At 72.2% G+C, this 21,599-nt stretch carries 20 protein-coding genes; 8 read left to right on the top strand and 12 right to left on the bottom strand.

The genetic code is table 11. The features are described 5' to 3' along the window. The first annotated feature begins 91 nt into the window (after nucleotides 1-91). Nucleotides 92-520: a winged helix-turn-helix domain-containing protein gene (locus P1K89_RS17810; RefSeq protein WP_284617827.1), complete on the top strand. Its 429-nt coding sequence runs from the start codon at nucleotides 92-94 to the stop codon at nucleotides 518-520. Nucleotides 521-584: 64 nt separating this feature from the next. Here the strand turns inward: P1K89_RS17810 and modC are convergent, their stop codons facing one another. The 5 genes from modC to P1K89_RS17785 form a co-directional block, all read right to left on the bottom strand. Then, a complete protein-coding gene (gene modC, locus P1K89_RS17805) occupies nucleotides 585-1,670 on the bottom strand; it encodes a molybdenum ABC transporter ATP-binding protein (protein ID WP_439898007.1) in 1,086 nt (361 codons plus the stop codon). 26 nt (nucleotides 1,671-1,696) lie between these two features. Beyond that, the gene (modB, locus tag P1K89_RS17800) at nucleotides 1,697-2,374 is read right to left on the bottom strand and encodes a molybdate ABC transporter permease subunit (RefSeq protein ID WP_284617825.1); all 678 of its coding nucleotides are present in this window, start codon (nucleotides 2,372-2,374) and stop codon (nucleotides 1,697-1,699) included. A gap of 21 nt (nucleotides 2,375-2,395) precedes the next feature. Further along, on the bottom strand, nucleotides 2,396-3,145 hold the full coding sequence (gene modA / locus P1K89_RS17795; RefSeq protein WP_284617824.1) for a molybdate ABC transporter substrate-binding protein: 750 nt from the start codon (nucleotides 3,143-3,145) through the stop codon (nucleotides 2,396-2,398). Nucleotides 3,146-3,267: 122 nt separating this feature from the next. Further along, a complete protein-coding gene (locus P1K89_RS17790) occupies nucleotides 3,268-5,370 on the bottom strand; it encodes a PAS domain S-box protein (protein WP_284617823.1) in 2,103 nt (700 codons plus the stop codon). A 10-nt stretch (nucleotides 5,371-5,380) separates the two neighbouring features. Further along, the gene (locus P1K89_RS17785) at nucleotides 5,381-6,154 is read right to left on the bottom strand and encodes a response regulator (protein WP_284617822.1); all 774 of its coding nucleotides are present in this window, start codon (nucleotides 6,152-6,154) and stop codon (nucleotides 5,381-5,383) included. 101 nt (nucleotides 6,155-6,255) lie between these two features. Between P1K89_RS17785 and P1K89_RS17780 the strand changes: the two genes are divergently transcribed. Beyond that, the gene (locus tag P1K89_RS17780; RefSeq protein WP_350081570.1) at nucleotides 6,256-6,849 is read left to right on the top strand and encodes an NAD(P)H-dependent oxidoreductase; all 594 of its coding nucleotides are present in this window, start codon (nucleotides 6,256-6,258) and stop codon (nucleotides 6,847-6,849) included. A gap of 37 nt (nucleotides 6,850-6,886) precedes the next feature. Then, nucleotides 6,887-8,959, top strand: coding sequence for a hybrid sensor histidine kinase/response regulator (locus tag P1K89_RS17775; protein WP_284617820.1), 2,073 nt, complete (start codon nucleotides 6,887-6,889; stop codon nucleotides 8,957-8,959). A 10-nt stretch (nucleotides 8,960-8,969) separates the two neighbouring features. Here P1K89_RS17775 and P1K89_RS17770 read toward each other — a convergent pair whose 3' ends face one another. Then, complete coding sequence (locus P1K89_RS17770; protein ID WP_284617819.1) at nucleotides 8,970-9,401, bottom strand: hypothetical protein; 432 nt, start codon at nucleotides 9,399-9,401, stop codon at nucleotides 8,970-8,972. Between the two features lie 80 nt (nucleotides 9,402-9,481). Beyond that, on the bottom strand, nucleotides 9,482-10,075 hold the full coding sequence (locus P1K89_RS17765; protein WP_284617818.1) for a GNAT family N-acetyltransferase: 594 nt from the start codon (nucleotides 10,073-10,075) through the stop codon (nucleotides 9,482-9,484). A 70-nt stretch (nucleotides 10,076-10,145) separates the two neighbouring features. Here P1K89_RS17765 and P1K89_RS17760 point away from each other — a divergent pair, with 70 nt between their 5' ends. Together P1K89_RS17760 and P1K89_RS17755 are read left to right on the top strand one after the other, a co-directional pair. After that, nucleotides 10,146-10,442 (top strand): hypothetical protein, encoded by a 297-nt coding sequence (locus P1K89_RS17760; RefSeq protein ID WP_284617817.1) that lies wholly within the window; start codon nucleotides 10,146-10,148, stop codon nucleotides 10,440-10,442. Between the two features lie 43 nt (nucleotides 10,443-10,485). Further along, the gene (locus P1K89_RS17755) at nucleotides 10,486-10,734 is read left to right on the top strand and encodes a hypothetical protein (protein ID WP_284617816.1); all 249 of its coding nucleotides are present in this window, start codon (nucleotides 10,486-10,488) and stop codon (nucleotides 10,732-10,734) included. Nucleotides 10,735-10,824: 90 nt separating this feature from the next. Here the strand turns inward: P1K89_RS17755 and P1K89_RS17750 are convergent, their stop codons facing one another. Further along, nucleotides 10,825-11,388 carry a GNAT family N-acetyltransferase gene (locus P1K89_RS17750; protein ID WP_284617815.1) on the bottom strand — a complete coding sequence of 188 codons (564 nt, stop codon included), beginning with the start codon at nucleotides 11,386-11,388 and terminating at the stop codon, nucleotides 10,825-10,827. Between the two features lie 223 nt (nucleotides 11,389-11,611). On the opposite strand from P1K89_RS17750, the gene P1K89_RS17745 reads away from it, so the two are divergent. The 3 genes from P1K89_RS17745 to P1K89_RS17735 all read left to right on the top strand — a co-directional run bounded on the left by P1K89_RS17745 (nucleotide 11,612) and on the right by P1K89_RS17735 (nucleotide 17,616). Beyond that, the gene (locus P1K89_RS17745; RefSeq protein WP_284617814.1) at nucleotides 11,612-12,835 is read left to right on the top strand and encodes a hypothetical protein; all 1,224 of its coding nucleotides are present in this window, start codon (nucleotides 11,612-11,614) and stop codon (nucleotides 12,833-12,835) included. A 143-nt stretch (nucleotides 12,836-12,978) separates the two neighbouring features. After that, nucleotides 12,979-15,765 (top strand): caspase family protein, encoded by a 2,787-nt coding sequence (locus P1K89_RS17740; RefSeq protein WP_284617813.1) that lies wholly within the window; start codon nucleotides 12,979-12,981, stop codon nucleotides 15,763-15,765. A 12-nt stretch (nucleotides 15,766-15,777) separates the two neighbouring features. Continuing rightward, a complete protein-coding gene (locus tag P1K89_RS17735) occupies nucleotides 15,778-17,616 on the top strand; it encodes a gluzincin family metallopeptidase (protein WP_284617812.1) in 1,839 nt (612 codons plus the stop codon). Between the two features lie 35 nt (nucleotides 17,617-17,651). Here the strand turns inward: P1K89_RS17735 and P1K89_RS17730 are convergent, their stop codons facing one another. The 4 genes from P1K89_RS17730 to P1K89_RS17715 are packed head-to-tail and all read right to left on the bottom strand — an operon-like array spanning nucleotide 17,652 to nucleotide 21,562. Then, nucleotides 17,652-18,578 (bottom strand): dihydrodipicolinate synthase family protein, encoded by a 927-nt coding sequence (locus tag P1K89_RS17730; protein WP_284617811.1) that lies wholly within the window; start codon nucleotides 18,576-18,578, stop codon nucleotides 17,652-17,654. A 42-nt stretch (nucleotides 18,579-18,620) separates the two neighbouring features. Continuing rightward, a complete protein-coding gene (locus P1K89_RS17725; RefSeq protein ID WP_284617810.1) occupies nucleotides 18,621-19,622 on the bottom strand; it encodes a TRAP transporter substrate-binding protein in 1,002 nt (333 codons plus the stop codon). A 38-nt stretch (nucleotides 19,623-19,660) separates the two neighbouring features. Further along, nucleotides 19,661-20,926, bottom strand: coding sequence for a TRAP transporter large permease (locus P1K89_RS17720; RefSeq protein ID WP_284617809.1), 1,266 nt, complete (start codon nucleotides 20,924-20,926; stop codon nucleotides 19,661-19,663). 12 nt (nucleotides 20,927-20,938) lie between these two features. Continuing rightward, nucleotides 20,939-21,562 (bottom strand): TRAP transporter small permease, encoded by a 624-nt coding sequence (locus P1K89_RS17715; protein WP_284617808.1) that lies wholly within the window; start codon nucleotides 21,560-21,562, stop codon nucleotides 20,939-20,941. Nucleotides 21,563-21,599: the final 37 nt, after the last annotated feature.

The raw sequence follows: 21,599 nt of genomic DNA, 5'->3' as shown, positions 1-21,599 counted from the left end.
CATTAGAGTGGCATCCCTGCGCCGCGGTTCGCCACGTCAGGGGGCGTGCAGCCGCCGCTGCCACGGGCGATCGCCGGGCTATGCTTTGTCGATGCCCGCCCCCCCGTCCCGTCGTCGTTCACCGGCCGCGCCCATCACGGCCCGCACCCCGGCACGCGCGCGTCGTCCGGGCCGGCAGGCCGTCGTGCGCTTTCGCCTGCGCATCACGGTCGGGGACCTGATCGCCATCGGCCCGGGAAAGATCTCGCTGATCGAGGCGATCGAGCAGACCGGCTCCATCACCGCGGCCGCCAGGCGCCTGGACATGTCGTACCGCCGCGCCTGGTTGCTGCTGGACGAACTGAACCGGTCCCTGCGGGCGCCGGCCGTCGAGTCCGCCAAGGGGGGCGCGCTCGGAGGCGGCAGCACGCTCACCGACACGGGGCGCGCGCTGGTCGCGCTGTACCGGCGAATCGAGCAGACCGCCGAGCAGGCCTGCCGCGGCGACATCGACCGGATGCTGGAACTGCTCGCCCGCTGACCGGCCGCATCCGCGACCGACCGCCCCCGGACCCTCCCGTTCGCCAGCGCAGCGGCGTGCGCCGCTACCGCAGCACCGCTGCGCTCTTGACCTGCACCCACATGGGCCGGCCCGGTTCGATCTGCAGGAGCCGGCACGAGCGGCGCGTGACGCGCGCGACGATCGGCGTGCCGGCCATGTCCAGCCGGACCAGCACCTGACCCGGCTTGCCGGCATCGGCCAGTTCGACGACGCGGGCCGGCAGCACGTTGAGGATGCTGGTCTGCTCGGGCCGGTGGCTCGCCAGGCTGACGTCGCTGGCCCGCACGCGCACGCGCAGGCGTTGGCCGACGGGTTCGCGGCAACGGCTCACCTGCAGCGAACCGCCGCGGAAATCGAGCCGGGTCAGGCCGTCGGCATCGTCGTGCTCGGCCACCTCGGCGTCGATCACGACGCTGGCGTCGTCGGCGAACGCCGCCGACAGGTCCAGCCGTGCCAGCGTCTCGTGCAGCCCGCCCTGCGCCACGACGCGCCCGTCGGCCAGCAGCACCACATGGTCCGCGAGCCGCGCCACTTCGTCCGGCGAGTGGCTGACGTACAGCACGGGGATGTCGAGGTCGTCGTGCAAGCGCTCCAGGTAGGGCAGGATCTCCTGCTTGCGCGCCACGTCCAGCGCCGCGAGCGGTTCATCCATCAGCAGCAGCCGGGGTCCGACGGCCAGCGCCCGGGCGATGGCCACCCGCTGGCGTTCGCCGCCCGACAGGCCGCCGGTGGCCCGGTCGAGCAGCGGACCGATGCCCAGCAGCTCGATGGCCGCGAGCTCGCCGCCGTTGCGCGACGCGTCCGGCACGCGCTTCAACCCGTACGCCAGGTTGCCGCGCACCGACAGGTGAGGGAACAGGCTGGCCTCCTGGAACACATAACCGAGCGGACGCCGGTGCGTGGGCAGGAAGTGCGCATCGTCCTGCCACCGCTCGCCGTTGACCGACAGGCGACCCCGCGCGCGCTCCAGCCCGGCGATGCAGCGCAGCAGGGTGGTCTTGCCCGACCCCGAGTGGCCGAACAGGGCCGTGATGCCCCGTCCCGGCAAGGCCAGGTCCACGTCGAGCGTGAAGCCGGGAAAGCCCAGCTCGAAGCGGGCCTCGATGCCCGGCGGGCGGTCGTCGCGCAGGCGGCCTGTCGGGGCGGGGCCGGTGCTCACGCCCTGGGCCTGCCCGGGTTGAAGACGTACAGCGCCAGCAGCACCGCGAACGAGAACACCACCATGCCGCCCGCGAGCCAGTGCGCCTGTGCGTATTCGAGCGCCTCGACGTGGTCGTAGATCTGCACCGAGACGACACGCGTCTTGTCTGGAATGTTGCCGCCGATCATCAGCACGACGCCGAACTCGCCGACGGTGTGCGCGAAGCCGAGGATCGCGGCGGTGACGAAGCCGGGCCGGGCCAGCGGCACGGCGACGCTGAAGAAGCGGTCCCACGGTCCGGCGCGCAGGGTCGCCGCGACTTCCAGCGGGCGCTCCCCGATCGCCTCGAAGGCGTTCTGCACCGGCTGCACGACGAAGGGCAGCGAATAGAAGACCGAACCCACCACCAGGCCCCAGAAGGTGAACGGCAGCAGGCCCAGGCCGAGCCACTGGGTGAGTTGCCCCACCGGCCCGTTCGGGCCCATCGTGACCAGCAGGTAGAAGCCCAGCACCGTCGGCGGCAGCACCAGCGGCAGCGCCACGACCGCGCCCACCGGCGCCTTCCACCAGGACTTGGTGCGCGCCAGCCACCAGGCGATGGGCGTGCCGATCAGCAGCAGCAGGATGGTCACCACCGTCGCCAGGCGCAGGGTCAGCCAGATGGCCCCGAGGTCGGCGTCGCTGAAGGCCATGCGCTGTTGCCGCCGCTGTGCTCAGCGTGTGTAGCCGAACGACCGGATCACCTGCTTCGCCTTGTCGCTCTTGAGGTACTCGAGCAACGCGACGGCCGCCGGGTTGCCCTTGGCCGACGTCAGCACGACGGCGTCCTGCCGGATCGGTTCATGCAGGTCGGCCGGAACGATCCAGCCCGAGCCCTCGACGATCCGGCCGTCCTTCATCACCTGCGACAGCGCGACGAATCCGAGCTCGGCATTGCCCGTGCTGGCGAACTGGAACGCCTGCGCGATGTTCTCGCCCTGCACGAACTTCGGCTCGACGGCGGCCAGTGCGCCCAGCTTGGTGAGCGTCTCGATCGCCGCCCGGCCATAGGGCGCCGTCTTGGGGTTGGCGATCGCCAGCTTGTTGAACGTTCCGCTGCGCAGCACGGCCCCCTTGGCGTCGACGAAACCCGGCCTGGCCGACCACAGCACGAGGCTGCCGATGGCATAGGTGAAGCGGCTGGACGGCTCGGCGAAGCCTTCCTGCACCAGCCTGGCAGGCGTCTCGTCGTCGGCCGACAACAGCACGCCGAACGGCGCGCCGTTCTTGATCTGCGCATAGAACCGGCCCGTTGCACCGAACGCCAGCCTGGCCTTGTGGCCGGTGTGCTTCTCGAACTCGGCCGCGATCGCATTCATCGGTGCCGTGAAGTTCGCGGCCACCGCGACGTCGACCTCGGCGGCACCGGCCACGCCGATGGCCCACGCGGCGAGCACGATGGCGCAGCTCGCCTTTCCGATCATCGGATTCTTCGCACGGGCCGCCGGCAACGATGCATCCACGATCGACATATCTTTCGGAATATAACGCTGGGCGAAGCGATGGCCCGCTGGAGCCCTTCGCTGCCGCCGACGCTCAGGCGCCGTCAGCCCGTGCGCAGCGCGCGCGCGATGGCCGCGGCGAGCTGCTCTCGTGTATACGGCTTGCGCAGAAGCTCCCACGGCGGCGGCTTGGCGCCGGTGGAGGCCAGCAGGTCGGACGAGTAGCCCGACATCAGCAGCACCGGCAGGTCGGGGAAGCGCTGCTGCGCCTCGGTCGCGAGCTGCGTGCCACGCATGCCGGCACCGAGCGCGATGTCGGTCAGCAGCAGGTCGAAGCGGGCGTCAGGGTCCAGCGCCAGCAGCGCCTGCTCGCCACTGGTGGCGATTGTGACCTCGCATCGCAGCAAGCGCAGGAAGTGCAGCACGACGGTGCGCACCTCGACGTCGTCCTCCACCATCAGCACGCGCAGGCCCTCGGGCACCGCCTGCGCGCCGCCGGCCTCGTCGACCGCGGCGTCCGCCTGTCGCGCCGGCTGCGGGATGTACAGCGTCAGCGTCGTGCCGACGCCGACCCAGCTGTCGATGGCGATCGCGCCGCGCGACTGGCGCACGAAGCCGTAGACGGTCGACAACCCGAGCCCGGTGCCGCGGCCGGCTTCCTTGGTGGTGAAGAAAGGCTCGAAGGCGCGTTCGCGCACCTCGTCGGACATGCCCTGGCCGGTGTCGGCGATGGCGATGGCGACAAAACGGCCATCGGGCGTGCCCATCGGATCGAGGTCGTGCCGCAGTTCGGCCGGCAGGCCGTCGACCGGCGTCGCGCGAAAGCCCAGCGTGCCGCCGTCGGGCATCGCGTCGCGCGCATTGATCGCGATGTTCAGCAGCGCCGACTCCAGCTGGCCCGGGTCGGCCAGAGCCGGCGGGCAGTCGGGGGCCACCTGCACGTCGATGCGGATGCGCTGGTCGACCGTGCGGCGCAGCATGTCGGCCAGCGCGGTCAGCATCGCGCCGACGTCGATCGGCGCCGGCTGCAGCACCTGGCGGCGGGAGAAGGCCAGCAGCTTGCCGGTCAGCTCGGCGCCGCGGCGCGACGCCCGGCCGGCGGCGGCCACCAGCTGCTGGCCGAAGGCATCGTCGGCCAGTGCCGGCAGCTCCTCCAACACCTGCAGGTTGCCCTGGATCACGGTGAGCAGGTTGTTGAAGTCGTGCGCGATGCCGCCGGTCAGTTGGCCGACGCTTTCCAGCCGCTGCGCGTGGTTCAGCGCCTCCTCGGTCTGCGCGCGCTGCAGCGTCGTCGTCAGCAGGTTCGACAGCGACTGCAGGAAGCGCACCTCGTCCTCGCCGAAGCGCTTGGCCGCGCGCGAGCGCACGGTCAGCGCACCGATCGTGCGGCCACGCTCGGACAGCGGCACAGCGACCGCGCTGACCAGCCCGGCCTCGAGGTAGGCCGGCGGCACGGCGTAGCGCTTCTCCTCGCGGTAGTCGGCGACGATCACCGGCTCCCCGTGCGCCAGCACGAAGCCCGGCGGCGTGTCGGGCCGGTTCGCCACGCGCGTGCCCAGGCCTTCGGTGGGCAGCATGCCGATGCCGCCGGCGAGGCGGAACTCCAGCCGGTTCGGCTCCAGCAGGTACACCAGCGCCATCTCGGCCTCCAGCGCCTGCGCGGCCATCGCCGGCAGCTGCTGCAGCAGGGCCTGCGGATCGCGGGTGTCGACGGCCAGCCGGCCCAGCTGCGCGACATGCTCGGCATACCGTGCACGCTGCAGCGCCTGCCTGACGCGCGGGTAGGCACCGATGTCGCGGATCGCGGCGACCACCAGCGGCAGGCCCGCGCTCTGCAGCGGGCTCAGCGCGATCTCCACCATCACCTCGCTGCCGTCGCGCCGCCTGGCGACGAGTTCCATCTGCGTGCCCATCGGCCGCGGTCGGGGGTTGTGCGCATAACCTTCGCGGTACGCGGCGTGGCGCGGGCGGATGCTGTCGGGCACCAGCGCGTCGACGTTCATGCCGACCAGCTCGGCCGCCTCATAACCCATCAGGCGAGCGGCCGACGGGTTGGCCATCACGATGCGGCCCGACGCGTCGGCGACGATCAGCGAATCGGGGTACGCGGCGAACAGGGTGCGGAAGACCTGGTTGTCGTCGATGCCGGGCGGCAGCGCCGGATCGGGCACGGGCTCGATCGGCGGACCGGCGCTGTGCTGGGCCATGGCGCGTCCTCTAGAGATGGGTCACTGGCGGCACGAACAGGTAGCCGGCGCCGCGCACCGACTTGATGATCTGCGGGTCCTCGGCATCGGCCTCGATCTTGCGGCGCAGCCGGCCCACCTGCACGTCGATCGTGCGGTCGAAGGGGCCGGCCTCGCGGCCGCGGGTGTGCTCGAGCAGGAAGTCGCGCGACAGCACGCGGCCCGGGTGCTGCGCGAATGCGCACAGCAGGTCGAACTCGCCGGTGGTCAGCGCGATCTCGCGGCCCTGCGCATCGTTCAGCCGGCGCGCGGCGGTGTCGAGCTCGAAGCCGGCGAAGCGCAGCCGGCTGCGCGGCGGCAGCTCGGCCCCCGTTGGCGCAGCGGGCACGGCGGCCGGTGAGGGCGCCGGCATGGGCGCTTCGGCGGCCGGGGCCAGGCGGCGCAGCACGGCCTTGATGCGGGCGAGCAGCTCGCGCAGGTCGAAAGGCTTGGTGACGTAGTCGTCGGCGCCGACCTCGAGGCCGACCACCTTGTCGATCGCGTCGCCGCGGCCGGTGACGATCACCAGCCCGCAGTGCCAGTGCTCGCGCAGCTGGCGCGCGATCGAGAAGCCGTCCTCGCCGGGCAGGCCGAGGTCCAGCAGCACCAGCGCCGGCGGGTCGGACTGCATCAGGCTCATCAGCGCCGGCCCCTGGTGCACCTGGCTCACGCGGAAGCCTTGCATCGTCAGGTAGTTGGCGAGCAGCTGCGTGATGTCCGGCTCGTCGTCGAGCACGGCGATGTGGGTGGCGGCGGCAGAGGGCACGGGCGGCATGGCGCGTCGGAAGGTGGCAAGGGTAGCAGCTTGCGCGCGCGCCTTGCGCTAGCTCAAGACCGCGGACCCGGCCGCGTCGGACCATGCCGCGCATGACGACTTCCCGACGCCTGCTGCTGATCCAGGGTCATCCCGACCCCGCGGGCGGCCACTACCTGCACGCGCTGGCCGAGGCGTATGCCGACGGCGCGCGCAGCGCCGGCCACGAGCTGCGCATGCTGTCGGTGGCGACGCTGGACTTCCCGCTGCTGCGCTCGAAGGCCGAATGGGACGACCCGGCGACGCTACCGCCGGCCCTGAAGCCCGCGCAGGAAGCGATCGAGTGGAGCGAGCACCTGGTGTTCTTCTTCCCGCTGTGGCTGGGTGGCATGCCGGCCCTGCTGAAGGGGTTTCTCGAGCAGGTCGCGCGGCCGGGCTTCGCGCTCGCCCAGCCGCCGGCCGGGCACCTGCCGCGCAAGCTGCTCGGCGGCCGATCGGCGCGCCTGGTCGTCACGATGGGCATGCCGGCGGCGGTGTACCGCTGGATCTACCGCGCGCACAGCCTGAAGGCCCTGGAGCGCAACATCCTCGGTTTCGTCGGCATCGGGCCGATCGACGAGACGCTGATCGGCATGGTCGAAGGCAAGGACAGTGCCCGGCGCCGCGAGCTCGACAAGCTGCGTGCGCTCGGTGAACGGGGGCGGTGAGGGGTATGCTCGGGCGACCGGGTGACCGCCTACCGCCTTGAACGAGCGTCCCGCCAGTCCCGATGAACGGCGCGTGCAGTGGCTGCGCGCGCTCGGCCTGCTGGACCAGGTGGACGATCCGCCGCTGGACCGGCTTGCCCGCATGGCCGCCCGGGCGCTGGGCCGGCCGATCGGGCTGGTGACCTTCATCGACGAGGGGCAACAGATCGTGCGCGGCCGCCACGGCTTCGCCCGCCGTACGACCACGCTGGCCGAGTCCATCTGCCGCTACACGCTGCCGTCATCGCAGCCGCTGGCCATCGGCGATGCCAGGGCCGATGCGCGCACCAGCGACAACCCGCTGGTGACCGGCGCGGACCCCATCCGCTTCTATGCCGGCCACCCGATCGTCTTCCACGGCTGCGCCCTGGGCGCCGTCTGCGTGATGGACCACCGGCCAGGCGAAGCGGACGAGGACGGCATCGGCGCGCTGCGCGACCTGGCCGGCGCCGTGGCCGACCTGCTCGAGCTGCGTCACCAGCAGGCGCTGCTCGGGGCGGAGCAGCTCAAGCAACGCGAGCTCGCCGACGCGCTGGTGCAGGCCGAACGGTCGCGCCAGGCCAGCGAGGACCGCTACCGGCAGCTGTGGGAGACGACCAACGACGCGGTGCTGGTCATCGGCACCGACAACCGCATCCGCTTCGCCAACCCCGCCGTCGAGGCGCTGTTCGGCCATGCCCCGCAGTCGCTGTGCGGGCAGTCCCTGCAGGTGCTGCAGCCGCCCGCGCTCGCGGCGGCCCATGCCGCGGGCCTGGAGCGCTACCTGCGCAGCGGCGAGCGGCGTCTGAACTGGCGCGCCGTCGAGACCAGCGCGCTGTGCGCCGACGGTTCGCAGCGGCCGGTGGAGATCGCGTTCAGCGAGATCCACGTCGACGGCGAGCGCCTGTTCGCGGCCTACATCCGCGACCTGAGCGACCGCCGCCGCGTCGAGGAGGAGCTGCGCATCAGCGAGGACCGCCTGCGCCAGGCGCAGAAGATGGAAGCCATCGGCGTGCTCGCCGGCGGCATCGCGCACGACTTCAACAACGTCGTGGCCGGCATCCTCGGCAGCGTCGAGCTCGCGACCCAGGACCTCGCGGCGGGACGGCCGGTCGACCAGCGGCTGCAGCAGATCCGCCGCGCCGGCGTGCGTGCGCGCGACATGGTGGCCAAGCTACTGGCCTTCGCGCGCCGGCAGCCGCTGCGCCTGGCGCCCTGCGTGGTGCAGCCGCTGGTGCACGAGGCACTCGAGCTGCTGCGCGCCACCTTGCCCGCCGGCGTGCAGCTGCAGGCCGAACTGCCCGCCGAGCCGCTGTGGGTGCGTGCCGACGCGACGCAGGTGATCGAGGTGCTGATCAACCTGTGCACCAACGCCTGGCAGGCGCTGGACGGGCGCAGCGGCCTGATCCGCATCGGCGCCGCGGCGGAGCCGCAGGGCGGCGACCAGGTGCACCTGTTCGTTGCCGACGACGGGCCGGGCATCGACCCCGTCGTCAGCGACCGCATCTTCGAACCCTTCTTCACCACCAAGCCGTCCGGCCAGGGCACCGGCCTCGGGCTCGCGGTGGTGCACGGCATCGTCAGCGCGCACGGCGGCCGCATCCGCATCGACAGTGTGTTCGGCCGCGGCTGCACCGTGCACCTGTGGCTGCCGGCCGCCCAGGCCACCGGCGAATCCACCGCGCAGGCGCCGGCCGCCGCCGCGGTGGGCGGTGCCGGCCGGCACGTGCTGTTCGTCGACGACGACGAGGTCATCACGACGGTCGGGCAGGAGCTGCTGCAGCGCGCCGGCTACGAGGTGACCGCGCTGAACGACCCGCGCGCCGCGCTTGAGCTGGTGCGGCGCGACCCGCGTGCGATCGACCTGGTGGTCACCGACATGAACATGCCCGAGCTGTCGGGACTCGAGCTGCGGGCGCAGCTGCGCGCGCTGCGGCCCGACCTGCCGGTGATCGTCAGCTCCGGCAACCTCGCCGGCGACGAGCACCCGCCGCAGAGCGGGCCGACGATGCGCAAGGAGCACCTCGTCGACGAGCTGCTGCCGCTGGTGGCCAGCGTGCTGGCGGGCCGCCCGGCCGGGCCGTCGGGCTGAAACGGATCGATCAGTTCGGCGATGACGCCGGCGCGGACGCCGGCAGGCCGACCTTGCGCGCGGCGGTGTCGACCGCCCGGCCGGTGGCCTTGGCACCGCGTTCGACGCCACTGGCGGCCGCGTGGGCGCCCCGCTCGACACCACGGGCGCCGGCCTTGACGCCGCGCTCGACACCGCTGGCCGCGGCCTTGGCGCCGCGCTCGACCGCCTTCGCGCCGCGCCGCACGCCACTGGCGGCGGCATCGACACCGCGGGCCACGCCGCTGGCGGCGGCCGTCGCGCCGCGTTCGACCGCGTCGCCGACGCGGGTCGCGACGTCCGAGGCCTTCTGGGCGACGTTCTGCGCGACGGTCTGGGCCTGCGCGCCGGGCGCGGTGCCGGCCAGCAGCAGGGTGGCGAGCAGGGCCAGCAGGCGCGACGACAGGGCGGGGCGGTGCTTCATGGCGCGCATTGTGAAGCGCCCGCGCGTGCCGGCGCTGTAGGACGGCGCCTCACGCGGGCCTCCGGCATCAAGACGGTTGCTCAGGGTAACGGGGCCTCCGGCCGATCGCGCGCCACCAGCGCGAGGTAGGGCGCGATGCCGTCGGCGCCGAGCGGCTTGACCATCACCCGCAGCGTGTTCAGCCGTCCGCCGGTGTCGACGTCGCGCCTCAGGCACACCTCGGTGAAGCCGCAGCGCTGCCAGAAGCGTTCGGCGCGCCCATTGCCCGCCACCACGCCCAGGCGCAGCCAGCGCGCGCCCTGCACGACCGCCCAGGACTCGATGGCATCGAACACCGCTCGCGCGATGCCGCGGCCGTGCAGTGCCGTGGCCAGCAGCATCAGCGTCAGGTGCCAGACGCCGGGCGCCATGAGGTCGGAGACGACCACGACGACGCCCTGCAGCCGGTCGTCCGCATCGAACAGCCCCGCGCACCAGTGGCGGGTGTAGCTCATCGATGGCGGCGGGCGCTCGTCGAATTCCTGCTGCGCCTCGTCGGGCAGCGCATCGCGGTGGTTGACGATCCGGAAGTAATCCGGGTTGGCGTCGAACAGCGCCTGCAGGCGGGGCACGTCGGCCGGTTGCAGCTCGCGGGCCTGCAGGCCGGCGGCTTCGAAGAGGGGCGGGGAAACCATGGGCCCATTCTTGCCTCGGGCACCGCGCTTGCCCCGAAGCATCGAGTTTGCTTTGTTGCAGGAGCCGCCGATGAACCGCGACCAGACGCAGCGTCCGAAGGACGACCCGCACGACGCGCCGGAGAGCGGCGACAAGCCCGACGCCGCGCGCCCGGGCCAGGCCCCCGACGTCGCCCGTTCGGGGGAGGCACCCGACGCTGCCCGCGCAGGCGAGGTGTCCAAGCGCCGCACCGTCGAACAGCAGGAGCCGCCCGCGCCGCCGTCGCGGCGCAAGCGCGACCCGGAAGGCAGCACTGCGCCGGAAGACAACGTGTCGCACGCGCCCGAAGGCGGCGACCGGCTCGAAGGCGGGCCGCTCGGGCGCTAAGCTGCGGCTCGCGCCGGGACCGTCGTTCCGGCTGGGAGTCGCCATGAGTTCGAACCTGCGCGTGGTGCTGGTCTTCAGCCGCGACGACCAGGCCTGGATACGCCGCGAACAGATCAACGTGCCGCAGTTCTGGCAGGGCCATTCGGTGCCGCCGGCGCAAGGCGACGTGATCCGCGTCGGCGGCCGCCAGTTCCTGATCCAGGGCCGGTTGTGGGAACACGACGGCGCGTCGACCATCCTGCGCCTGTTCGTCGGCAACGCGCATGCGGAGAGCGACACGGTGTTCGGCTGAGACCGCCGCGCGCGGCCACCGCCCCTGCCGGACCCGCGGATCAGCGGCCGGAACCAGGGCCGGAACGAGGGGCCGGGATATGGGCCGGAATCAGTGACCGGCCCGCGGCTGCGCGGCCAGGCCGAACACGACAGCGGGCCTGGCATCGAGCGACAGCCGGTACTGCAGCACCGGACGCGCCGAGCAGCGTTCGTAGGGCACGACATGCATCGCCGCGCGGGCCGTGAAGCCGCAGGCCTCGAGCAGCTTCGCCGAGGCGTGGTTCTCCGGAAAGACCCAGGCGCTGAGCTCGTTGAGCTGGTGTTCTTCGGCGGCGCGGCGCAGCGCGGCGACCAGCGCGCGCCCCAGCCCCTGGCGCTGCCGGGCCGGCGCGACGAAGAAGCGCAGCTCGCCTTCGAGCAGGAAACCGGCGCCCGCGATCTCGATGCGGCCGTGCTGCGGGCAGCGAAGAACGAGGTGCGCAGCCGCCGGATTCGCCTGGCACGACTGCCACTCGCCCAGCAGGATCTCCCGTGCATGGCGCGGCGCCAGCACCGCGCCGAAGTAGCCGCGCATGACCTCGGGCTTGACGATCAGCGCGTCGAGCTCGCGCAGGTCGGCGGCCGTGGTGGGGCCGATGTCCACAGCGGCGGAACGGCGACGGGAGGCCTTCACGCGGCGATTGTGAAACGCTGCTCGCCACGGCAGGGGTATGGGATCGTTTCAGCCGGCCCGCGGGCTATGCTCGATCGCTCCTTGTCCCCGGCCTCCTGCGTCCCCGCCATGCCCAGCTTCGCCGCCACCCAGCTCGCGCGCGCCGCGGTCGCGCTTTACGACCTGCGCCTGGGCCATGACGCGATGTCCTGGGCGCTGGACCAGGCGATGCACACGCGGCGGCGTGGCGGCGCTGCTGCAATCGCTGATCGACACCGACCTCGGCGGCGACCACCACCGGCTGGCCGAAACCGCTGTGCACCACGTCGGCCTGCGCGGGGCGTCGGCCGATGCCGCCGCCGCGCTGGTGATCGCGCGGCTCGATGCGGCCGGCGCCGGCCACGAGGGCGAGACGATGCTCGCGCTGCTGGCCGAACTGGCGCAGGCCGGCGGCCATGCCGACCCGGGCATCGCCGCCGCCGCCCGCGCGTTCGTGCGGGCCACCGATGCCGCGCTGGCCCATGCCGCGATCGACGGCAGCACCGACATGGCCGTGCATGGCGCGGCCTCGCAGGCGCTGAGCGCGACGGTCGATGCGGCCACCGGCACGCTGCGCCTGACCGGCGGCCAGAGCGTGCGCATCGACCTGACGGACCCGTCGCGCGGGATCGTCGGCATCGACCTCGACGGCGACGGCGTGATCGAACGCGACGGCGTCGAATCGATGCCGGCCGATGCGCCCGGCGGCTTCGTCATCGTCGACGCCTATCCGCGCAATCCGCTGGACCACACCGACACCGTCCACAACTACATCGGGGACATCTGGTTCGACGGCACCAGCCACCAGGGCAGCGGCGGCCACGCCACCGCGCTGCCGATGGTCGCCGGCGGCAGCGGCGACGACACGCTGCGCGGCGGCGCCGGCGCGCAGCAGTTCTTCGGCGGCAGCGGCCGCGACCGCATCGACCTGGGCGAGGCCGATCGCGCGCGCGACGTGCTGGTGCTGCGCGACGCGGACGAAGGCGGCGACATCGTCTTCGGCTTCGAACCGGGCATCGACCGCGTGCGCCTCGCGGCCGCGCTCGACGCGCAGCTCGACGATGTGCGCGCGGACGGCCGCCTCGCGTGGTTCAGCACCGACACCATCGGCGTCACGCGCCAGGCGGTGGACCTGCGGGTGAACGAAGCCATCGCCGTGGCGGCGCGCGACGCGCACCTGCCGGTCGAGGCCCTCGCCGACCTGACGCAAGTGGCCGCCGCGCTGACGCGCGCCGTGTCGCTGAATGACGCGGCCGGCGCTGACGCGTTGTTCAGCATCGCGGCCGACGATGCCGACAACGTGAGCGCGCTGCTGCTCTGGCGCGATGCCGACGGCGACGACGCCATCGCCGCGGCCGAGCTGGTGCTGCTGGGCGTCGTCACGACGACCGGCGGCTTCGTCGGCAACGCCGACATCGTGATCGGCTGACGGCCCGGGCGGCGCGCGGGCGCCGCTTGCTCGTGCAGGGCGGGTCGCCGGCCGGCGCGACGCCGGCGGCTCCCCTGAATTGCTGTTGCGCCGCGCCGCGAGCGACTCCACGATGGCGGACTGCTTCCTGCCGAAGGACCGACATGCCGCCGTTCGAGCGCCTGACCATCGCCCAGTTCGCCGCCGTGCTGGCGGCGTTTCCCATGCGGCGGCGCATCACCGCCGTGCACATGCACCACACCTGGCGGCCGAACCATGCGCAGTGGCGCGGCCACGACTCGATGGTGGGCATGTGGCACTTCCACACGCACGAGCGCAAGTTCTCCGACATCGCGCAGCACCTGACGATCGATCCCGAAGGCTTCGTCTGGACCGGCCGCGACTGGAACTCGGCCCCGGCCAGCGCCGTCGGCCACAACGGCAATGCGGTGGCCGGGCCGTTCATGTTCGAGACCGTCGGCGACTTCGACATCGGCCGCGACCTGCTGCAGGGCGCGCAGCGCCGCGCGGTGCTGGACGTGATCAAGCTCGTGCAGCAGCGTTTCGGCCTGGCGCCCGAGAGCCTGCTGTTCCACAACCAGCTGTCGGGCAAGAGCTGCCCGGGCAGCGCGATCGACCGCGAGGCCTTCCTCGACGAGCTGCGCGCGCACGCGCTGCAGCCCGTCGCCGCCGCGGCCCCCGCGGCGCCGCGCTCGCGCGCCCGCGGCGGCGCGGCGCGCGCGCTGCTGCCGCTGCCCGAGCACGCGCTGGCCGGCGCCGACCTCGTGCAGCGCACGCTGGCGCGCATGAATGCGACGCCCGCCGCGCCGGCCCACGACGACGAATGCGCCTGCGGACAGGTCGATGCCGTGTCCGACGCCAGGGCCGCGCGCGCCGCACGCCGCGATGCGCCGCTGACGCCCGAGGACATCGACCGGCTGCGCCCCCACGTGATCAACCTGCGCATGGGCCGCTTCTCGTCGCACGGCCTGATGACGACCAACGAGGCCGACGTCGACCGCCTCGTCGGCGAGCACCTGCGCGCCGCGGCCGAGGCCGCGCAGGCGCAGGGCGAGACGCTGCGCGTGGTGCTGTTCGCGCATGGCGGGCTGGTGTCCGAAAGCGCGGGCCTGGGCGGTGCGCTGGGCAAGCTGCCATGGTGGCGCGCCAACAACGTCTACCCGATCCACTTCGTCTGGGAGACCGGCCTCTTCGAGACGCTCGGCAGCATGCTCGAGCGCGCCCGCGGCCGCGTGGCGCCGCGCGGCGTGCGCAACTGGTTCAGCGACCACATCAGCGACCCGGTGCTCGAGGCCGCGGTGCGCGCGCTGGGCGGCGAGCGCGTCTGGGCGACGATGAAGCTCTCGGCGCGCCAGGCCAGCGAACAAGGGGGCGGCGCGCACTACTTCGTGCAGCGCCTGGCCGAGCTGATGGCCCGGGGGGTGCCGCTGGAACTGCATGCAGTGGGCCACAGCGCCGGCGCGATCTTCCATGCCGAGCTGCTGCAGGCCGGCGGCGCCGCCGGCTGGCCCGCGCTGCGCAGCGTGCAGCTGCTGGCGCCGGCGATCCGCTGCGATGCGTTCTCGGCGCTGGTCGCGCCGCTGGTCGGCGCCGGCATCGATGCGCTGACCGTCTTCACGATGAAGCGCGACTTCGAGCGCGACGACAACTGCGCGGGCGTCTACCGCAAATCGCTGCTGTACCTGGTCAGCCGCGCCTGCGAGAGCGACGACGACGCGCCGGTGCTGGGCCTGGAGGACAGCCTGCGGGCCGATGCCGCGCTGGTGCAGCTGTTCGGCCTGGGCATGGCGCCGCCGAACCCGCGCGCGCAGATGGTGTGGTCGAAGAGCCCGATCGCCGACGGCCGCAGCGCCAGCCACGCGGTGAGCCACGGCGACTTCGACGACGACGCGCCGACGATGAACTCGGTGATGCGCCGCGTGCTCGACCTGGCGGACGCCGATCCGCTGCCGCAGCCGTATCCGGCCGGCGCCTCGCGTGGCGCGCGGTCGTGGCTCGACGAAGTCGACTGGCCGCCCGAGCTGCTGAGCTATGCGGCGTGGCAGCCGCCCACGCCGCCCGCGCCACCCCGTCCGCCGGCGCTGCCGGCCTCCATGCCATCCTCGCCGGCGCTGCTGCCCTCGGCGGGCGGGCGCCGGCTCGCGCTGTGCATCGGCATCGACGCCTATCCGACGGCGCCGCTGTTCGGCTGCTGCAACGATGCCGAGCGCTGGGCGCGCACCCTGGCCGGCTGCGGCTTCGCGGTGGAGACGCGCCTGGACGTCGACCGGGCCGCGATGGTCGGCGCGATCGAATCGCTGTTCGGGCGCGCCGTCGCCGGCGACCAGCTCGTGATCCAGTTCGCCGGCCACGGCACGCAGGTCGACGACCTCGACGGCGACGAGCTCGGCGGCGACACGCCGGGCCTGGACGAAGCCTTCTGCCCGCTGGACTTCGAGAGCGGCGCGTTCTTCATCGACGACGACCTGGGCGCGCTGATCGACCGCCTGGCGCCCGGCGTGGCGCTGACGCTGTTCATCGACTGCTGCCACTCCGGCACGATCAGCCGCCTGGGCCGCGGCGCCGCGGACCGCCCGCCGTCCGCCGATGCGCGGCCGCGCTTCGTTCGCGCCACGCCCGAGCGGCGCGATGCGCACCGCGCCTGGCGCGCGCAGCATGCCGCGGCCGCTGCCGGCGCGCGCAGCGGCGGCAGCAGCACCCGGAGCGAGCTGCTCTTCAGCGCCTGCCGCTCCGACCAGGTGGCCTGGGAGAGCAACGGCCAGGGCGAATTCACGCTGCATGCCACGACGGTGCTGGCGGGCAGCGGCGGGCGCCTGTCGCCGCGTGAGCTGCAGCAGCAGGTCGAGGCCGCCTTCGGCGCGCAGCCGCGCCAGCAGCCGCTGCTCGACGGGCCGGCGGCGCGGCTCGACCAGCCGCTGTTCGGCCGCTGAACGGCGCGCTCCATGGCGAACCCTCGCAGCGTCGACCTCTCCACCCGGCTGGCGCGGCCGGTGGCGCAGAGCCACGAGCATCGCCGCGGCGAACCGCCGTGGCGGCGCCTGCATGTCTTCACCAGCGATCCGATCGCCAAGCGCATCGAAGGCCGCACGGCCATCGCCACGGTGCCGTACGAACCGCTCGCGGTCGAGACCATCGACGGCGTGCCCTGCCTGTGCGGCAGCGTGTTCGAGCTGTGGATGCAGGACGCCGCCGGGCGGCTGCTCGCGCCGCCGCAGCTCGACGAGCCGCACCAGCTGCTGCAGGACGGCTACCTGCCCTCGGAGACCAACCCGCGCTTCCATGCGCAGATGGTCTACGCGGTGGCGAGCCAGGTGCATGCGGCCTTCCGCCATGCGCTCGGCCGCGAACCCGGCTGGTCGTTCGCGCGCGGCCATGGCGAAGCGGCGCGGCTGCGCGTCTTCCCGCTCGGCACGGACGAGGAGAATGCGTGGTACGACCCCGACGCCGGTGAGCTGCGCTTCGGCTACTTCCAGCGCAAGCAGCAGGGCTGGATCCTGACCGCGCTGTCGCACGACATCGTCGCCCATGAGCTCACGCATGCGCTGCTCGACAGCCAGCGCCCGCACTTCATGTCGCCGACCTCGCCCGACGTGCCCGGCTTCCACGAAGGCTTCGCCGACCTCGTCGCGCTGTTCCAGCACTTCGAGTACCCCGAGGCGCTGCGCAACGCGCTGCGCCAGTCGCGCTCGGTGGTGGTCGCGCGCGAGCCGGACGACAAGGCCTCGGAATGGCTGTGCTGCATCGCGCGCCAGTTCGGGCAGGCCGACGGCCGGCCGGCGCTGCGGCGCGCGGACCGCACCGACCTGGTGTACTCGTCCAAGCTCGAGGAGCACGACATGGGCGAGGTGCTGCTGTCGGCCGTCTTCGATGCCTTCGACAACGTGTTCCGCCGGCGCACCGCGCGCCTGCGCCGCCTGGCCACCAACGGCAGCGGCGTGCTGCCGCAGGGCGAGCTTGCCGGCGAGCTGCTCGATGCGCTGGCCGAGGAAGCCGCGGCGCTGGCGCGCCAGTTCTGCGCCCTCGTCGTGCGCGCGATCGACTACTGCCCACCAGCCGACCTGCAGCTGGGCGAGTTCCTGCGCGCGATGGTCACCGCCGACGCCGAGCTCAACCCCGGCGACCCGTGGTCGATCCGCGAGACGCTGATCGACGCCTTCCGCGTGCGCGACATCCTGCCGCGCTACGTCTTCAGCCTGTCCGAGGACTCGCTGCTGTGGCTGCCGCCGCGCATCTCGCTGCCGCCGCTGCCCGAGCTGAGCTTCGCGCAGACCCGCTTCGGCAGCGCGCCCGGTCGCCCGGTGCCCCCGGGCGCCCTGCGCCGCCAGGCCGAGGCGCTGGCGCGCTGGCTCGAGCAGCCCGGCGCCTTCGAGGAGATCGGCCTCGTCGCGCAGGACGACCCGCGCCTGGCCAAGCATGGCGCCCGGGTGACGCGGCCGGAGATCAGCACGCTGCAGACGACCCGCCGCGTCGGCGCGGGCGAGGAAGTCCGGTTCGAGACGGTGTCGGTCGTCACGCAGCAGGTCCATGTCGCCAAGTCCGGCAAGAAGCCGGCCTTCAGCTTCGTCGGCGGTGCGACGCTGCTGTTCTCGCCGCAGGGCGAGCTGCGCTTCGCGATCGGCAAGAGCGTGCTCGGCGAGCGGCGCATCGAGCGCCGGCGCGAGTTCATCACCGGCGGCTCGGCGCTTGCGTCGCGCTACTGGAGCGAGCGTGACGGCACGATGCAGCTGACGCGCAACTGGCTGCGGCGGCTGCACGGCGGCGAGGCGGACGCAAACGCCTGACGCGGGCGACGCGCCCCCGCCGTGGCCATGGCGTGTCAGCGCCCCGCCAGCCCCACCTCCGGCAGCGCCGGCCGGTTCGCCAGCGCCCGGCGCATGATCTCCTCGACATGCGCCTTGTCCTGCGGCGGCAGCTCCAGCCGCGGCGGGCGGGTGCGCCAGGTGCCGCGGCCCATGATGTGCTCGCACAGCTTGATGCACTGCACGAGGTCGGGGCGCGCGTCCAGGTGCAGCAGCGGCATGAACCATTCGTACAGCGGCATCAGGTCGGCGAAGCGGCCGGCCTTGGCCAGGCGGAACAGGGTCTCGCCTTCCTTCGGGAAGGCGTTCGACATGCCCGACACCCAGCCCTGCGCGCCCATCGCGACGCTTTCGACCACCACGTCGTCGAGGCCGGCGAACAGCACGAAGCGGTCGCCCACCATGTTGCGCGTGTCGATGAAGCGGCGGGTGTCGCCCGACGAGTCCTTGAAGCAGACGATGGTCTCGCAGTCGGCCAGCGAGGCCAGGATGTCCGGCGTCACGTCGTTGCGGTAGATCGGCGGGTTGTTGTAGACCATCACCGGCAGGTCGGTGGCCTTGGCGACGCTGCGGAAGTGCGCCGCGGTCTCGTGCGGCTTCGACGAGTACAGCAGCGCCGGCATCACCATGATGCCGTCGACGCCGATGCGCTGCGCCTCGCGCGCGGTGTCGATCGCGAAGGCGGTGGTGAACTCGGCGATGCCGCAGATCACCGGCACGCGGCCTTTCGAGACCGCGCGGCCGGCTTCCATGATCTGCACCTTCTCGCGCGTCGACAGCGAGCAGTTCTCGCCGACGGTGCCGCAGACGATGAGGCCGGAGACGCCGTCCTTGATCAGCGCGTCCATCACCCGGGCGGTGGCGTCGACGTCGACCGACAGGTCGGGGCGGAACTGGGTGGTCACGGCGGGGAAGACGCCGCTCCAGTGGACTTTCTGGGTCATGGTGACTCGTTCGTGGAGAAGGGGTGGACAGTGCAGCCGGGATCAGAGGCTCGCGCCGGCCTTGCGCAGTTCGGCGATCGCCGGCGCCTTCGGCAGCCACAGCTTGTCGAACTCGGCGATGCTCGCGGCGACGCTGGTCGCGGGCTCGACCTTCATCGGGATGCCGGTGGCCTTGAACTTCTCGATGTGGCCGCCCTCGGTGGCGACGATCTCGTCGATCTGCGCGTTGAGCGCCTTGCGCACCAGATCCTGGATCAGCGCCTTGTCTTTGTCGGCGAGCGTCGCCCATACGCGGCCGGACACCAGCGGCGCGAAGGGCATGAACAGCGCGTTCATCTGCAGCATCGCCTTCGAGACCTTGTCGAAGCGCGCGTTCCACGAGAACTCGAGGTCGGCCTCCAGCCCGTCGACCTGGCCGTTGGCCATCGCGTCGAAGACCTGCGGCGTCGGGATCGGCGTCGGGGCCGCACCGAACGACTGGTAGAAGTCGCGGTACACCGGCGTCGGGTTGATGCGAAGCTTCATGCCCTTCAGGTCGGCCGAGCTGTTGATGTCCCTGGTCGCGAAGACCGCGCGCATGCCGGTGATGCCCCAGCCCAGGCCGATGGTACCGGTCTCGCGCGGCAGCGCTTCCAGCAGCTTCAGCGCCGCCGGGTGCCGCACCAGCTTCGCGACGTTGGCCGTGGACCTGACGAGGTAGGGCGCGTTGATCGCCGCGACGCTGGGCACGCGCGAACCGAGCTCGGCGGCCTGGATCCAGCCCATGTCGAGCGCGCCCGACTGCAGCTGCTGCATCATCGCCGACTCGTTGCCGAGCTGGCCCGAATGGAACACGGTGGCGCTGAAGCGGCCGCCGCTTTCCTTCTTCAGGTCTTCCGCGAAGTGCAGCGCGGCACGGTTCCACGAATGGCCGGCCGGCGTGATCAGGCCGATGCGGAACTCCTTGGCCTGCGCGCGCAGCAGCGGCGTAAAGCCGAGGGAACCGGCGGCGGCGGCCGAGCCGAGGAAATCGCGACGAGAAATCGGACGGCGGGAGAGGGTCATGGAAAGACTCCAGGCGGGGGGAGGGGACAGGGAAGGCACTACTTCAGCAGCCCGAGCGACAGGCTGGGGAAGATCGACAGCAGCACCAGCGCGACGCAGCAGATCAGGAAGAACGGCAGCGTGACGATGAACATGCGGCCCGGCTTGGCGCCGGTGACAGCGGCGGCGACGAAGAAGCTCAGGCCCACCGGCGGTGACATCAGCCCGAGCACGAGGTTGACGACCACGACGACGCCGAAGTGGCGCGGGTCGATGCCGTACACGTCGGTGGCGATCGGCAGCAGGATGGGCACCGTCATGATCAGGCCCGGAATGCCGTCGATCACCGTGCCGATGACCAGCAGGATCACGTTGGTCAGCAGCATGAAGCTCACCGGGTCCTTGGCGACGGTGCGGATCCACTCGGCCGCGGCCTGCGGCACCTTGCCGAAGATCAGGATCCACGAGAACACCGCGGCGGCGGCGACCAGGAACAGCACGATGGCCGAGTAAATGCCGGTGCGCACCAGCAGCTCGGGCATGCGGCGCAGGTCGAATTCCTTCGTGACATAACGTCCTATCAGCGCGGCCCCGAGCGCACCGACGGCCGCCGCTTCGGTGGGGTTGGCCAGGCCGGCGAGGATCGAGCCGACGATGACCACCGGCAGCAGCAGCGTCGGGCTGGCGGTGAGCACGGTGTGCGCACGCTGGCGCAGCGTGCGCTGCTCGCTGCGCGGGTAGTTGTAGAAGAAGCCCATCGCCGCGATGACGATGAAGAACAGCACCGTCAGCAGGATGCCGGGCAGGATGCCGGCGATCAGCATGTCGCCCACCGCCACCTGCGCCAGCACGCTGTAGACCACGAACATCACCGACGGCGGGATGATCGGCCCCAGCATGCCGCCGTAGACCGTGATGCCGGCGGCGAAGGTCTTGTCGTAGCCCTGGCGCTCCATCTCCGGCACCATCACCTGCGACATGATGGCCACCTGCGCGGTGGCCGAGCCGATGATCGACGACACCAGCATGTTGGCCAGGATGTTCACGTAGGCCAGGCCGCCGCGCACCGCGCCGACGAAGGCCATCGACAGGTCGACCAGCCGGCGGGTGATGCCGCCGCTGTTCATGATCTCGCCGATCAGGATGAACAGCGGGATCGCGATCAGCCCGTAGCTGTCGACGCCGCCGAACATCTGCAGCGGGAAGGACTGGAACAGCACCGGGTTGCCCGACGCCAGGATGTAGACGATGCCCGCCAGGCACAGGCAGATGCCGATCGGCACGCCGATCAGCAGGATCGCGAGGAAGAACGCGGTGGTCAGCATCGGGTGCGTCCTTCAGTTCACGACCGCTTCGGCGTCGGCGCTCGGGAAGCCGACGTGGCGGCGCCGCTCGTGCCAGCCGAGGTCCTCGATCAGGTTCGCCGTGGCGTGCAAGGGGAGCGTCGACGCGAACAGCGGCAGCACCAGCATCAGCACCCAGGTCGGCCAGTTCAGCGTCTGCGTGCGTTCGGTGTAGAGGAAGTTGAAGGACCGGGCGGCGTACTCCCTGGCGTCGAAGCCCTGGCGCACGATGCCGACCGGGTCCATCCAGATCCAGCACATCCCCACCAGCGCCAGCGCGAAGACCAGCACGCCCGTGCCGGCGGCCAGCTTGAGCCGGCGCGCGCCGGCCGGGCCGAGGCGCTCGGACAGCAGCGTCACCGCGAAGTCCATGCGCAGCCGGCACATCGCCGAGCCGCCGATGAAGGCGAGCCAGACCACGGTGTAGACCGCGGCCTCGTCGATCCAGTAGATCGGCGCGCCGGCATACCGCGTGGCGACGTTCACCAGGATCAGCGCCAGCAGCAGCCACATCAGCCACAGGATCGCCTGGCGTTCCGCGCGCAGCACCCAACCGGAGGCATCGAGCACCAGGCCGGACAGCCGGCGGCGCGGTCTTGGTGCGGTCGAATCGTCCATCTCGGTATGCATCACAGATATTCGAAATATATTAGCG

Source organism: Aquabacterium humicola (assembly GCF_030167915.1).
Classification (GTDB): domain Bacteria; phylum Pseudomonadota; class Gammaproteobacteria; order Burkholderiales; family Burkholderiaceae_C; genus Pseudaquabacterium; species Pseudaquabacterium humicola.
This window is presented reverse-complemented; position numbering and strand designations above follow the sequence as displayed.

Excerpts from the sequence above, each read along its gene's own strand:
- P1K89_RS17790 (WP_284617823.1), bottom strand. The coding sequence starts at position 5,370 with ATGGCCCAGCACAGCGCCGGTCCGCCGATCGAGCCCGTGCCCGATCCG.
- modA (WP_284617824.1), bottom strand. The coding sequence starts at position 3,145 with ATGATCGGAAAGGCGAGCTGCGCCATCGTGCTCGCCGCGTGGGCCATC.
- modB (WP_284617825.1), bottom strand. The coding sequence starts at position 2,374 with ATGGCCTTCAGCGACGCCGACCTCGGGGCCATCTGGCTGACCCTGCGC.
- P1K89_RS17730 (WP_284617811.1), bottom strand. The coding sequence starts at position 18,578 with ATGACCCAGAAAGTCCACTGGAGCGGCGTCTTCCCCGCCGTGACCACC.
- P1K89_RS17780 (WP_350081570.1), top strand. The coding sequence starts at position 6,256 with ATGACGACTTCCCGACGCCTGCTGCTGATCCAGGGTCATCCCGACCCC.
- P1K89_RS17725 (WP_284617810.1), bottom strand. The coding sequence starts at position 19,622 with ATGACCCTCTCCCGCCGTCCGATTTCTCGTCGCGATTTCCTCGGCTCG.
- P1K89_RS17740 (WP_284617813.1), top strand. The coding sequence starts at position 12,979 with ATGCCGCCGTTCGAGCGCCTGACCATCGCCCAGTTCGCCGCCGTGCTG.
- P1K89_RS17770 (WP_284617819.1), bottom strand. The coding sequence starts at position 9,401 with ATGAAGCACCGCCCCGCCCTGTCGTCGCGCCTGCTGGCCCTGCTCGCC.
- P1K89_RS17735 (WP_284617812.1), top strand. The coding sequence starts at position 15,778 with ATGGCGAACCCTCGCAGCGTCGACCTCTCCACCCGGCTGGCGCGGCCG.
- P1K89_RS17720 (WP_284617809.1), bottom strand. The coding sequence starts at position 20,926 with ATGCTGACCACCGCGTTCTTCCTCGCGATCCTGCTGATCGGCGTGCCG.
- P1K89_RS17765 (WP_284617818.1), bottom strand. The coding sequence starts at position 10,075 with ATGGTTTCCCCGCCCCTCTTCGAAGCCGCCGGCCTGCAGGCCCGCGAG.
- P1K89_RS17715 (WP_284617808.1), bottom strand. The coding sequence starts at position 21,562 with ATGGACGATTCGACCGCACCAAGACCGCGCCGCCGGCTGTCCGGCCTG.
- P1K89_RS17810 (WP_284617827.1), top strand. The coding sequence starts at position 92 with ATGCCCGCCCCCCCGTCCCGTCGTCGTTCACCGGCCGCGCCCATCACG.
- P1K89_RS17760 (WP_284617817.1), top strand. The coding sequence starts at position 10,146 with ATGAACCGCGACCAGACGCAGCGTCCGAAGGACGACCCGCACGACGCG.
- P1K89_RS17755 (WP_284617816.1), top strand. The coding sequence starts at position 10,486 with ATGAGTTCGAACCTGCGCGTGGTGCTGGTCTTCAGCCGCGACGACCAG.